This is a genomic window from Gluconobacter thailandicus F149-1 = NBRC 100600 (genome assembly GCF_000964465.1).
In the GTDB taxonomy this organism is placed as follows: Bacteria; Pseudomonadota; Alphaproteobacteria; order Acetobacterales; family Acetobacteraceae; genus Gluconobacter; species Gluconobacter thailandicus.
Genome location: NZ_BANH01000033.1, coordinates 1 through 13,035, shown reverse-complemented (window position 1 = coordinate 13,035; position 13,035 = coordinate 1). Strand labels below are relative to the sequence as shown.

Below are 13,035 nucleotides of genomic sequence, written 5' to 3'. Positions count from 1 at the left end.
CAGCGCCGCGAGCGAAGCCTGCGATCGCTGTAGTGCTGCTCGCATGGCGTGCGTGGTCGTGGCGCTGCCATGATGGTTCTGTCCCATAATGCTTCCTTCCACTCACGTGAAAATATCACACCATTAAACCCAGGGACTAAATACCGATTCACGGTTCAGCTATCGTGGCGAGGATGTCGTCCAGACGCTGGAGCGGATCTGTGGGCGTATCAGAAAGGAGGCGTACTCGACTTCTCGCGGCCCGGCAAGCCGACCGACAACAGCTTCATCGAGTCCTTCAACGGCAAGTTCCGGGCAAAGTATCTGAACACGCACTGGTTCATGAGCCTTGGCGACGCTCGGGCAAAAATGGAGGCTTGGCGTCAGGACTACAATGGGGGCCGCCCGCACAGCACCATCGGCAACAAGCAGCCGATATCACTGCTGAACGGTTCGGGTCATCCATCCGAAGGTCCGCTCCACGACCCAGCGGCGGGGCAGAACTTCGAAGCCCCTGGCCCCGTCCCGGCGCCGGATGATCTCGACGACGAAGTCCAGATAGGCTGCCTTGTCCATCAGCTGGAGCCGGTCGTAGGCACCGTCGGCGAATAGGTGCTTCACCCAGGGCCAGCGCTTGCGGATCGCGTCCAGGATCATCTGCGCGCCCGCGCTGTCGGAAATGTCGGCCGGGGTCAGGTTGACCATCAGCAGACGTCCGTCTGTGTCGACGGCGATATGCCTCTTACGCCCGACAACCTTCTTGCCGGCGTCATAACCTCTTGTTTTCGCATGAGGCGCCTTGACGCTCTGGCTGTCGATCACCCCGGCGGTCGGGCTCGCCTCGCGACCTGTCCGCTCCCGATCGAGCATCAGTTCGACGTCATGAATGGTCTGGAACAGAAAGCGCCGCGCCAACTCCCTGAACCAGCCATAGACCGTGCGCCAGTGACCGAAATGGATCGGCAGCATCCGCCAGCCGCAGCCCGAGCGAACCAGGTAGCGCACCGCGTTGATCACCTCGCGGAACTCGACCTCCCGCGGACGGCCCATCCGACCAGGCTCGGGCATCAGCGGCGCGATCCGCGCCCACTCCTCGTCCGTCATGTCCGACGGATAGCGCTTCGTCTTGCGGGCAATCCCGGCCATCCGGCCTCTCTGCTCTGGCGTCCATATCCAGAGCTTCAATCATACTTCCCGGACTTTCCAAATAGGCTCTTAGCGCTCGGGCTGCTCCTTCGGCCGACGTGGCGGCACGCATGGACATTGGACTTGCTACGGTTATGTGCCGGTTGACTGAGTGTTTTAAGCTCACATCGGAGGACATGCGAGACCATGGCAGTGACGCCCACAGAAGAATTCCGCCGTGAGGCGGTAAAGATTGCCTTGAGCAGCGGTTTGTCACGGACCCGCGTGGCGGCGGATCTGGTCCGGAAGAACGAGCGCCTACGCCTGGAGAACCGCGTTCTGCGGGAGGAGAGGGAAATCTTAAAAAAGCCACGCAGTTTTTCGCGAGCCCAAAGACATGAGGTTCGCCTTCATCCGTGAGCATTTTGTCCTGAGCAACTCCACCTATGGTCGTCCTCGGATGACCATGGAACTCAAGGGGACGGGGCTCGATGTCGGCGAACGTCGTGTGGGGCGGCTGATGAAACTCAACGGGATCCGCCCAGTGCGCACCCGTCGCCACAGGGTCACAACTGACAGCCGCCATTCCCTTGGTGTTGCAGCCAATGTTCTGGACGGCGACTTCCTGGCCAACGCACCCAACCGAAAATGGGCAGGTGAGATCAGCTCTATATGGACCACCGAAGGATGGCTCTACCTTGTCGTGGTCATCGACCTGTTCAGTCGACGCGTCATCGACTGCGCGATCCGTCGCCTGGCTGTATTTTCCACTCTGATCGTGGCAGCCAATATTGCTCACACGATTTCCAGAAGAAACTGACGGAATGCAGGATGATGCCATCCATGTCCGGCAAGGGAAATTGCTTCGACAATGCCGCCGTGGAGACCTTCTTCAAAAGTCTGAAGGCCGAGTTGCTCTGGCGACAGACATGGCCCACACGGCGGCCGGATGTGTTCTGCGGCGACACCACAAAATCCCGCTGGCTGTCCGCGACCGTCACGACGCGGGACGGCCGCATTCCCGACCTTGTGCAGAAGGTGACGGGACGTGATCCGCTTTGCGGTCGCACGGTCACGGGCGGCCCGGTCACCATTCAGGATTCCGCCTGGCTGATGAGCTGGGTGGTCAGCCGGCAGCCGCATTTCAAGGGCCAGAAGCCGGGACAGATGGTAGTGTGGCTTTACGGGCTGTTCAGCGACGTGCCGGACAATTACGTCAAAAAACCGATGCAGGACTGCACCGGCGAGGAAATTACGCGGGAATGGCTGTTTCATATGGGCGTGCCAGCGGATCGGATCGACGACATGGCGGCGACGGGCGCGATCACGCGTCCCTGCATGATGCCGTTCATCACGGCCCAGTTCATGCCACGCTCACCGGGCGACCGGCCGAAGGTGGTGCCGGACGGCAGCGTCAACCTCGCCTTTCTCGGGTAGTTCGCGGAAACGCCGCGTGACACGGTGTTCACCACGGAATATTCCGTCCGCACCGCGATGGAGGCGGTCTATACGCTGCTCGATGTTGATCGCGCCGTTCCGGAAGTCTTCGGCAGTGTCTATGACATCCGGATGCTGTTGCAGGCAGCGGCGGAACTGCGGGACGGAAAGAAAGTCCCGGCATCCGGACTGCTCCACCGCCTGACGGATGGAACGGACATAGAGGAACTGCTGGAACGTTACGGGTTGATCTGAAAAATGGTGTAAACGACTTCGTAGAGAGTCGGACCAGGGGTCAATGCACGACATGGCAAAATCTCCGCAACCCCGGGGTCCTCGCCCGGATGACGATCCGGAATTGCCGAGCCCCGTCGTGGGGCCAAGTCGGCCACGCCTGTTTCGCATCCTAGGGCCTGGTCTGGTCACGGGCGCGTCTGACGACGATCCGAGTGGTATCGCGACCTACTCGCAGGTTGGGGCACAATTCGCCTATGGCCTGTCGTGGACGCTGCTTGTCACCTACCCGCTTATGGTTGCCATCCAGGTCATAAGCGCGCGGATTGGGCGCACGACGGGGTGCGGCCTGGCGGGTGTCCTCCGTCTCCACACCCCGACATGGTTGCTCAGCAGCATCGTGCTGATGCTCCTGGTCGCCAACATCATCAATCTCGGGGCCGATCTCGGAGCGATGGCGGACGCGCTGAGCCTGCTGTTGCCCGCGCCGCGCGTGCTCTACGTGTTACTCTTCGCGGCGATCGCGATTTCGATGCAGTTGTTCCTGCAATACACGCGCTATGTCGCGGTTCTCAAATGGCTGACGATCGCCCTGTTCGCGTATTTCGGGGCGCTGGCCTGCGTCCATGTGGACTGGAGATCTCTGGCCTGGAATCTGGTCTGGCCCACGCATGCCCTGACGCCGGAATATCTGACGGCGCTCGTCGCCATCTTTGGAACGACCATCAGCCCCTATCTTTTCTTCTGGCAGGCATCGGAAGAGGTGGAGGACATGCATGTTCATCCCCGGCGCATCAACCTGATCGACGCGCCGGCGCAAGGCAAAGGCGCGTTTCATCGGATCGAGATCGACACGCTGGTCGGCATGGCGTTTTCAAACCTTGTCGCACTCTCGATCCTGGTAACGACGGCCGCAACATTGAATGTTCATGGTGTGACGGACATCCAGACATCGGCCCAGGCGGCGGAGGCGCTGCGTCCAATCGCGGGACAGTTCGCCGGGGCGGTATTTGCTCTGGGGATCGTTGGCACTGGGTTATTGGCCGTACCTGTTCTGGCGGGTTCGGCAGCTTACGCGGTCGGGGAGGCGCGCCAGTGGCCGACCGGACTGGAACGTCGTCCCAAGGAGGCACAGGCTTTTTACGCCACCCTGGTGATCGCCACGCTTGTTGGCATGATCATCAATTTCGTACCGGTTGATCCCATGAAAGCTCTCTTCTGGAGCGCGGTTCTGAACGGGGTGACAGCCGTGCCCGTTATGATCGTCATGATGATCATTGCCGCGCGGCGCGACGTCATGGGGGCGTTCGTCATTCACGGCGCGCTGAAATGGCTCGGATGGGCTGCCACCCTCCTGATGGGTGGCGTCGTCGTCTTGGCGATGGTGGTGACTCTTTTTTGAAAGGAGAATTTTCAGAGTTCGTCGCCTTCCGATGCGCCGATGATTGGGCTCCTCTACATAGATTGCAGTCTCCTGTGGGGGTTCCCGCAATGAATGAACACGTTCAGATGTCTTGTTTAACCGGTGAGATGTTCGTTCGGGGATGGGAGGAGATATCTGTCTCTCTGAGCTGCGAATGGGCGCGTGAGCATAGGTTGACCAAAAATGTCCGGTCGTCTCAAAAGAACCGGAGCGCCATTATTCCGCATGCCGGCTCGCTGACCTTTATCTGATCCGGCCCACGGTCGATGTTTCCTGATCCGCTCGTCCTGTAGCCACTGGCATGGACATGAGAAGATGACCAGCAGCGCAAGATGGCCTCATAGATTAACCGCTTTGTTCGGCATAGATTTGGCGGGAAAGCGGGATATTGGTCTTGGTATAAACCATCGTGGGTCTATGCTTCCCAGTACGGCATATAAACAGGTCTTGCTATCTTGTCGAACAGGAGGAGAGTGACCGTTCTCCTATTGTTCCATGGTCTCAATATTGGCCAGTACTCGTCTAAGCAGTACCACGAGTGTATCGATTTCCTCCGAAGTCAGGCCCTTCGTCATGTCGGCATTGCCTTGACGCAACACGGCGCGGCCGGCTGGCAGTCGCTCGAGCGCCATCTTCGTCAGCGAGATCAGGCTCGAGCGCCTGTCATTCGGGTCTGGTGTGCGTTGGATCAGACCATCGCGTTCCATGCGGGAGAGCATCTGCGCCATGGTTGGCTGCTCAACCTTCGCCCAATGCGCCAACTGCTTTTGTGAGAGCTGCGCGCCATCTTTGAGCGCGGTCAGGATCGGCAGTTGCGCCGTGGCCAATCCCAGATCGCGTAGTCGTGCATCGCCGACGCGACTCAGGCCTCGGGCGATCCGGCTGAAATAGTGACCAGGATGGCTCAGGGGATCCCATTCGTTATCGCTCATTGCATAGGTCCCTATGTTAGTATATATAGGAGCCTATATAAACGAAGGGCGCTGACATGGCAATGAATCGGATCGCGATCATCGGATGTGGGCCCGGAGGCTTGATGCTTGCGCGGCTTTTACAACGTTACGGCCGAGCTCCCGTCGTGTTCGAGCGGGATACTCACGCTGACGAGCGCCCGCAGGGTGGCTCTCTCGACTTGCACAGTCAAACCGGTCAGTACGCGATGCGGCAGGCGGGACTGGAAAGCGCGTTTGCTGCGGCCTCGCGTCCGGAGGATCAAGGCGACCGGCTCTACGATGCCGATGGTACCTTGTTGTTCGATCGTGACGACCCCACGGACGACCGGCCTGAAATCGATCGAACCGCGTTACGCAACATTCTCCTGGAATCGCTTCTGCCCGGTACGGTTCGTTGGGGGTGTCGTGTTGCGGGGATCACTCCTGGTTATGACGGTTTCGTACTGGTTGGCGATGGCTGGACCGAACAGTTCGATGTCGTGGTGGGGGCCGACGGCGCTTGGTCGCAAGTCCGGCCACTGCTCAGCGACGCCGAACCAGCCTATGAAGGAGTCACCTTGGTCGAGTTGGGCTTCGACGTCGCGAGACATCCGGCGATCAACAGGCTGACGGGTAGCGGGAAGATGTTCGCGGTGGGTGACAACCGTGTCTTGATCACGCAACGGAACGGGCTTGGACATATTCGAGGCTATGCGGGCCTTCGTCAGGCCGAGGCCACGGCAAAAGAATGGCGGGCGTCGTCTCCCGAACAACTGCGACAGGTCCTGCAAGACGCCTTCTCGGGGTGGGCACCCATGTTGAGAGAGGTGGTCGAGACGGGCGACGTGATCGGTGTTCGGCCACTTTATGCTTTGCCTGTCGGGCATCAATGGAAGAGCCGGGCTGGTCTTACGCTGTTGGGCGATGCGGCTCATCTGATGTCCCCCTTCTCGGGTGAAGGCGTGAATCTGGCACTTGCCGACGCGGTCGACCTAGCCGAGGCACTGACCTCAGGTGGCGGCTGGACGTCCGTCACCCGGTATGAAGAGGCGATGTTCATGCGTGCCACCACGTCGGCCGAAGGAGCAGCCCGAGCGCTAAACAGTGTCTTCTCGTCCGAGGGTGTTGCGCCGGTCCTGGAACATTACCGCGAGCGCGTAAGCGGTGCATGAGACGCCAAGCGGATTTTACGTCATACGGGGCGCGAGGCAGGGCATCGTGGATCACTTCCATCAGCGCGGAGATCGCTGCGACTGTGTCTTGTGCTCCGCGAAGACGCTAGGACTTTCACATTGTCCGGCGAATATCTCATCAATCGGGGAAATTACCGCTTCGTATCCGTTACACTGGCTCAAATGTTTCGGAATGGTACCAGCCGGCCCGCAAGATAAAGACGGTTCATCCGGCGCAATTCGCCGGGCGCGCCCGGCGTCGTGGGGGCATCCTTCGCGATCATGCCGCGCAGTACTTTCATGGTGTTCAAAACCACTGCAGCGATATCTCTCGCCAGTGCCTCATCCAGCCCTGGCGCACAGATACGCAGTGCCGCCGCAATTCCGGCTATGGCATGTCCTCGTGCACGTTCGCGGATCTCTATCTTGTCGGTCCGCGCCTCCATAAGCGCGGACAGGGATTTCACGCGAGGATGGAGCGTGACAAGCAGTTCGATCAGAATGTCCGCCAGAGCATCCGGCGAGAGCGTGGCCGCACGTTTGGCGAGTGAGGCGTATTCGTCCTCCAGAACGGCGATATGTCGTTGCACCAAAGCGTCCGCCACCGCCTCTTTGTTCGGAAAGAAACGATAGAGCGAGCCAATCTTCGCTCCTGCGCGAGCGGCGATCTCCGCCATGGTCGTCGCCTCGTAACCTCGTTCTGCCATGAGATCAGACGCGGCCTCCAGCAATTCCTCGACGCGCTGACGCCCAGCCGCGCGCAGCGGTTGAAGAGACGTCCGTTTACCCCTTGACGAATTTGAGTCCATCCTCAAATAATGCTCCTGCTTGAGTGTATGCTCAACTTGTTAACGTTTCCGCGTGTTCCGGACAACGGTTCAGGATGGCGGTTCTAACGCCGATAGGAAGGTTTCTCCATGATTTCGCTTCAAGCCACCACAACAGCTCTCGTCCTGATCGATCTCCAGAAGGGCATCACGGGGCTTCCTCTGGCTCCGATAGCGGGTGCTACGATTGTTGAGCGATCGAAAGAACTCGCAACGCGTTTCCGCGCTGCCGGGGCTCCGGTCATTCTGGTAAACGTCGCGTTCGCGCCAGATTTCGCCGATGCCGTGCATGCGGTCGTCGATCGTTCCTTTTCACCGCCCGGAGGCTTCGCGCCAGACTGGGCGGAACTGGTTGAAGGGCTTGCCGAGCCGAGCGACCTGCGCGTCACGAAACGGCAATGGGGTGCGTTCTACGGCACGGATCTTGATCTCCAGTTACGTCGACGCGGTATCACGACCATCGTACTCGGTGGGATCGCGACGAATCTAGGTGTGGAATCCACCGCTCGGGCGGCTCATGAGCATGGATACAACGTCGTGCTCGCCGAAGATCTCATGTCCACTTTCACGCAAGAGATGCAGCGCTTTGCCTGCGAAGAGATTTTTCCCCGCCTTGGCCGTGTGACGACGAGCGAGGCGATTACGCTGGATGCGTGAGCGCATGGCATCGGACAGCATATTCCATGGCTTTGGGCGAGATTGCTCGTGAAGGCTGAAACACTGCTGCCATCGCCGCGCTCGGAAAAATTGCCTCCGGGCACATGGAAAATCGTGAGCGTCGCGGCGGTTGGGTCTTTCATGGCGCAACTGGATGCCACGATCGTCAATGTGTCGCTCCCAGATCTTGTCACGACCCTGCACGCACCGTTTTCGCACATTCAGTGGGTGGTCAGCGGCTATCTGCTGGCGCTCGCCCTGACGTTGCCGCTGAATGGATGGCTCGTAAGCCGCATCGGGGGGCGAGCGGTTTATTTATGGTGCTTCGGTGCCTTCGCGCTGACATCGGGCCTGTGCGCGCTAGCATGGTCGGCACCGTCGCTGATCGCGTTCCGTCTGCTGCAAGGCATGGCGGGCGGCCTGCTTGCCCCTATGGCGCAGATGACGGTTGCCCGCGTGGCGGGTCGGCAGATGCCAAGGGTCGCAGGCGCAATGACGGCACCTGTTCTGCTCGCACCGCTTCTTGGACCCGTCGTCGCGGGCGCCATTCTCTCGGTCGCGTCCTGGCGATGGATCTTTCTTCTCAATCTGCCGGTCGGGCTCGCGGCCTTCATCCTTGCCGTTCAGTTTCTCCCGGATGACAGGCATGAGGAGCGTTCCCGTCCGCTTGATCTGACAGGGCTCGGATTTCTTGCGCCCGCCCTCATCTCGTTTCTGTACGGCATGGATCATGTCGCCAGGCCTTACGGGCAGGCGATCCTGAGCGCGTCCCTCGTGCTGTTCGTCCTGTATGTCCGATCCGCCCGACGCAAGGGCGATGACGCGCTGATCGACCTGCGCCTGTTTCGTGCACCCGCGTTTTCGATGTCGGCGGTTATCATGTTTCTGACCAACGGGGTATCATTCGCTGGTCAGATGCTTCTGCCAGTGTGGTTGATCCACGCTTGCGGTATCTCGCCCGAGCGGACAGGCCTGTTCATGGCGCCTCTGGGGCTGGGGATGATGTGCGTCTATCCACTCATTGGCCGTCTGAGTGACCGGTTTGGCGCGCGCGACCTGACCGGTTGCGGCGCAATGCTTTCTCTAGTCGGAACAGTGATCCTGGCGGTGCTCGCCTATAGCGGTCTGAACGTTGCCCTGCTCGCCATAGCATTGCTACTGCGCGGCGGGGGTGGAGGCACCGTCGGCATTCCGGCCATGAGCGCAGGATATGCTTCGATCGCACGCGCAGATATCCCCATGGCGACGACCGCGCTGAACATCGTGCAAAGGATCGGGGGACCAGCGCTGACCACAGCATGCGCCACATTCCTCGGGTGGCGGCTTGCGACAGTCGGTCCGTCTCATGTCGCATCAGAGGCTTATGCCGAAACATTTGGACTGCTCGCGTTATTCCATGGCGCTCTATTGCTCGCCACGCGCTTCATGAAGCCTTCAGAAAAGAACCGCCAGTCAGGAACATTCTGACCTGACTGGCCTTTGAAACGCACTTGAGGGAATAAAGTCACTCAGGCAAGCTTGGCCAAAGTCGTCCGCTTTGCTCTCACCTTGCGATTGCCGCAACTTGAGAAGCAATCCTGCCCCCGCAACCAGAAATCACACAAAAAACCCGCTAAGTCACTGACTCGGCGGGATTTTCTGTTGTACCCACATCACACGCCTATCAAATACATTGCTACTTCAAGGACTTAACGCCGGTAGGTTCAAATCGGGGTCCATGACACCCGCAACCAACTGCTCCGTACGCAGGCGTAAATCGGCGTGCTCCGGCGTACCCGGGCGCAGGAAAAAGAGCGGGGAGGGGAGACTGCCCTCGGGCATGCAGAAACTCCTGAGACAATGCTATGTCGGGATGATGGAAATGGGGGAATTGCAGAATCTCTGCTGCCAGGTGAGGATAATGAAGAAGCGGCCACGCATGCTGGGGAATACCTCTGACAGTCGGACGCGTCAGTAGCGATTGAACAGCCTCCGCTGAAGCGAAATTCTAACGACTGGTATTCTTGAGCTTTTCAGCCTCATTATCGACGTCAGACGTTCGCGAGAGTAAAACACCGAAATGGCGGATAGATATGAAATCGACAAAGCGACTTTCCGGCGCGGTGTTACGCAGAGCATAACGGAGCTTCACATTACGGGCGGCTGTCGAGCGGTCGCGCGGGTGGGGCACCATTGGTCTTGGTACCCGGCTCTTCACGATGGCAACCTCCAATACCTCGCACCGCAACCCATAAAGCAGATCGGCGCTTTAGCAACGAAGGTCGGGCTCGAGTTGTTTGGCGGCGATTAGCAGAGTGGGGTCGAAGGCCTCCTTGTGACGCGCGTCTGGACTGCGCTCGATGGCAGCCATGCCGGAGGCCTTCAACCTGCCGATCTATGGAGCACGATCGCAGGCAATGCCGATAAAGCAGGGGATTCTGCTTTTGCACTAAAAGCACGCCACATCTCGTATAGCTTAATGGCAGCCGGGATTCGGCTTCGCGACGCATCAGATCATTATCATGCGCAATTGATGGCAGCTATTCAAACCGAGATGAGGAGCGGCAGCAGGTTTGCGAACATCCCGATACGCGACCTACAACTCGCCTTCCACTCTGTTTTATCCGAACTGGCCAGTACTAGGGACTATCTTGCTGCCTCAATCGCGAGCAAACTCGGTGCACCCAACAAAATCGACGCGATGAATCGCTTCAAAGATTGGCTTTCAGCGGCGAGCCGTGCTGATTTAGTCCACGGGCCAGTGGCGAGTGTAATGCTGGCTGCATACGATCCTCGTGGTTCCGATCCTTGGCTCCATCATCTGACAGAATATCGGAACCTCTACCTTCATCGCCAACCGCTTGGCTCGACGGTATCACCTGCATTTTTGGTCTATGAGACAGTCGAACATGCGGAGGTTATCTTTCCACGTATCATTATGCCGCTGGACGCGTCTGATCCTTTCGCGCCGGGTCAAGATGCTCTTACACGTTTCCTTCAACTCTATCGAGCAATGAACCAGCTTGCGCAATTGGCCGCAAGCCATGCTCCGTACAATACCGCCCTCCCAACGTTTGTCGTCAGCTAGAAGTGTGCGCCTCCTGAGCAGGCAGCCTGTTTTTGGGGGGGGAAGCGGAAAATCCGCTTCATACGCCCCATCCGTTAAAAGCGGACATCGGATATTTTAGGATTGAAGTAAGGTCACTCGGAATGGTATCTACTATGTAGACACAAACAGGAGAGATCCAATGCTTGGAACCGTCAGGAAATGGGGAAACAGCGCGGCCATCCGTCTGCCAGCCAATATCCTTGAGGCTGCTCACCTGCAGGTGAATCAAGCCGTTGATGTCCGCGAAGAAGATGGACGTATTATTATTCAACCCGTTCGACCTGCGGCACTGTCTCTCGAAGCCTTAACTGCTGCCATCACAGATGATAACCGTCATGGTGAAGTGAATTTTGGGTCCGAAACGGGTGGAGAAGTCTGGTAAATGTCAGCCTCCTGGGTGCCAGATTGCGGAGACATTGTCTGGCTGGAATTCGACCCGCAGGCAGGACGCGAACAGGCAGGGCATCGTCCCGCTGTGGTGCTCTCCCCTGCCGACTACAATAAAAAGTCTGGTATGATTGTTTGCTGTCCCACAACAACAAAAATCAAAGGGTATCCTTTTGAAGTGCCGTTGGCGGGTGAGCCTGCGAGTGTCGTTCTTTCTGATCAGGTGCGTAGCCTTGACTGGCGTGCTCGTCGTGCAAAGCATAAAGGTCGGGTCTTGGACAGCGAACTTGAAGCGGTACGTGAACGGGCTCGGCTCCTGGTGGGGTAATGGTCGTAGCTTTTCTCTCCGGTCAGACTAGCACTACAGTTGCGTTTTTCTGAGAGTTCTGAATCTATGGATAGCCATGATTCAGAACGAGATGAATAGCACGGCGTCGGTCGAGGATGTTTTGACGCTTACGCTGGAGGCATTGCGAGATACCAAGGCGCGGATGCGCCCGGTCTTTGGGCAGGAGCGGATTGCCGCGTCGGCAGGGCGTTTTCTGGAGATGCTTTTGAGCAACGAGCCGCGCAAGACTGGCTGGATGCGGGCAGAAGCGGCAGGCGATCCTGGACCGTGGCGGCAGCAGGCGTTGCTAGGCCGGGCGCGCTGGGATGCCGATGCGTTGCACGATGTCGTGCGAGATCATGTGGTGGATCATTTCGGCGATCCCGATGCCGTTCTGGTGGTTGACGAGACCGGTTTTCTCAAGAAGGGCACGGCCTCCTGCGGCGTGAGCCGGCAATACACCGGCTCAGCGGGTAAAATCACAAACTGCCAGATCGGCGTGTTCGCAACCTATGTTTCATCCAAAGGGCACGCCTTTCTCGATCGGGCACTGTATCTGCCGAAAAGCTGGACAGACAAACCTGAGCGGCTGGCAGCGGCGCATGTTCCTGACGGTATCCGCTTTGCCACCAAACCGGCGCTGGCGATTGCGATGATCGGACGTGTGCTGGATGCCAACATACCGTTCGCCTGGGTCGCGGGCGACAGCGTGTATGGTGTCGGTGATTTGGAAATGGCTCTACGCCGCGCGGGCAAAGGTTTCGTGTTGGGCGTGAATGCCAACCACTGGTTTCACTCCTGGCGACCTGACGTGATGTGGGTCGGCGAGGCCCGCGAGATTATCAAGACCCTGCCTGACGAAACCTGGGTCCGGTGTTCGGCCGGGCACGGTACCAAGGGCGAGCGATGGTATGACTGGTTGTATTGCCCGATGGCCAATCTCCACGCGTCGGAATATTCTGACACCCTGACCGGAACATGGACCCGAGGCCTGCTGGTCCGCCGCAATCCCGCTGATGGCGATCTGCGCTATTTCACAACCTGGTGCCCACAGGGGACGCCGCTTGAAACGCTGGCCCGCGTTGAAGGCGCGCGCTGGCGGATCGAGGAAGGCTTTGAGACCGCCAAGAACGAATTTGGCCTTGACCACAACGAGACCCGTTCTTGGCACGGCTGGCACCGCCATGTCTCTCTGGTCATGCTCGCCCACGCCATGATGGCCGCCGTGCGCTCCCAGGCAAACGTCCTTACGCTCAAAAAAAGACCGCTTCCAACGCGCAAAAGCTTATCCAATGGTCAATTCAGGAAATCCGGCGCCTCGCCGTGAAAATTACCCAGGCCCAGATCCGGGTCCCGCATATCCTCCGGTGGTCCGTTTTTCGACGAGCCCATCAGGCTCAGGCATATCTCTCACGCATTAAAACAAAAACGCAACTGTAGTGCTAG

The 13,035-nt window shown here is 58.7% G+C and carries 10 protein-coding genes and 4 pseudogenes; 11 read left to right on the top strand and 3 right to left on the bottom strand.

The genetic code is table 11. From position 1 onward, the window contains the following. Positions 1 to 145 precede the first annotated feature (145 nt). Positions 146 to 426 (top strand): annotated as a pseudogene (locus B7444_RS10405) (integrase core domain-containing protein); the annotation flags it as partial. Between the two features lie 6 nt (positions 427 to 432). On the opposite strand, the pseudogene B7444_RS10400 reads toward B7444_RS10405, so the two are convergent. Next, positions 433 to 1,152: pseudogene (locus tag B7444_RS10400) on the bottom strand (IS5 family transposase); the annotation flags it as partial. Positions 1,153 to 1,311: 159 nt separating this feature from the next. Here B7444_RS10400 and B7444_RS17185 point away from each other — a divergent pair. The 3 genes and pseudogenes from B7444_RS17185 to B7444_RS10385 form a co-directional block, all read left to right on the top strand. Then, positions 1,312 to 2,049, top strand: a pseudogene (locus B7444_RS17185) (IS3 family transposase); the annotation flags it as partial. Next, positions 2,047 to 2,796 (top strand): annotated as a pseudogene (locus tag B7444_RS16790) (oleate hydratase); the annotation flags it as partial. The pseudogenes B7444_RS17185 and B7444_RS16790, both read left to right, overlap by 3 nt. A gap of 52 nt (positions 2,797 to 2,848) precedes the next feature. Beyond that, the gene (locus B7444_RS10385) at positions 2,849 to 4,177 is read left to right on the top strand and encodes an NRAMP family divalent metal transporter (protein WP_048855165.1); all 1,329 of its coding nucleotides are present in this window, start codon (positions 2,849 to 2,851) and stop codon (positions 4,175 to 4,177) included. A 506-nt stretch (positions 4,178 to 4,683) separates the two neighbouring features. Here B7444_RS10385 and B7444_RS10380 read toward each other — a convergent pair. Continuing rightward, positions 4,684 to 5,130 (bottom strand): MarR family winged helix-turn-helix transcriptional regulator, encoded by a 447-nt coding sequence (locus B7444_RS10380; RefSeq protein WP_007284162.1) that lies wholly within the window; start codon positions 5,128 to 5,130, stop codon positions 4,684 to 4,686. A 56-nt stretch (positions 5,131 to 5,186) separates the two neighbouring features. Here B7444_RS10380 and B7444_RS10375 point away from each other — a divergent pair, with 56 nt between their 5' ends. Next, positions 5,187 to 6,302, top strand: coding sequence for an FAD-dependent oxidoreductase (locus B7444_RS10375; protein ID WP_007284163.1), 1,116 nt, complete (start codon positions 5,187 to 5,189; stop codon positions 6,300 to 6,302). 179 nt (positions 6,303 to 6,481) lie between these two features. On the opposite strand, the gene B7444_RS10370 is transcribed toward B7444_RS10375, so the two are convergent. Continuing rightward, entirely contained in the window at positions 6,482 to 7,111 is a 630-nt protein-coding gene (locus B7444_RS10370) for a TetR/AcrR family transcriptional regulator (protein ID WP_035730609.1), read from the bottom strand. Positions 7,112 to 7,219: 108 nt separating this feature from the next. Between B7444_RS10370 and B7444_RS10365 the strand changes: the two genes are divergently transcribed. The 6 genes from B7444_RS10365 (at position 7,220) to B7444_RS10335 (ending at position 12,916) form a co-directional block, all read left to right on the top strand. Next, positions 7,220 to 7,786, top strand: a complete 567-nt coding sequence (locus B7444_RS10365) for a hydrolase (RefSeq protein ID WP_007284165.1) — start codon at positions 7,220 to 7,222, stop codon at positions 7,784 to 7,786. Between the two features lie 48 nt (positions 7,787 to 7,834). Then, positions 7,835 to 9,253 (top strand): DHA2 family efflux MFS transporter permease subunit, encoded by a 1,419-nt coding sequence (locus tag B7444_RS10360; protein ID WP_007284166.1) that lies wholly within the window; start codon positions 7,835 to 7,837, stop codon positions 9,251 to 9,253. 847 nt (positions 9,254 to 10,100) lie between these two features. Continuing rightward, a complete protein-coding gene (locus B7444_RS16785) occupies positions 10,101 to 10,853 on the top strand; it encodes a hypothetical protein (protein WP_197026275.1) in 753 nt (250 codons plus the stop codon). 160 nt (positions 10,854 to 11,013) lie between these two features. Further along, positions 11,014 to 11,256 (top strand): AbrB/MazE/SpoVT family DNA-binding domain-containing protein, encoded by a 243-nt coding sequence (locus tag B7444_RS10345; protein WP_007284170.1) that lies wholly within the window; start codon positions 11,014 to 11,016, stop codon positions 11,254 to 11,256. Continuing rightward, positions 11,257 to 11,589: an endoribonuclease MazF gene (gene mazF / locus B7444_RS10340; RefSeq protein ID WP_007284171.1), complete on the top strand. Its 333-nt coding sequence runs from the start codon at positions 11,257 to 11,259 to the stop codon at positions 11,587 to 11,589. Positions 11,590 to 11,665: 76 nt separating this feature from the next. After that, the gene (locus B7444_RS10335) at positions 11,666 to 12,916 is read left to right on the top strand and encodes an IS701 family transposase (RefSeq protein WP_007284172.1); all 1,251 of its coding nucleotides are present in this window, start codon (positions 11,666 to 11,668) and stop codon (positions 12,914 to 12,916) included. The last annotated feature ends 119 nt before the right edge of the window (positions 12,917 to 13,035 follow it).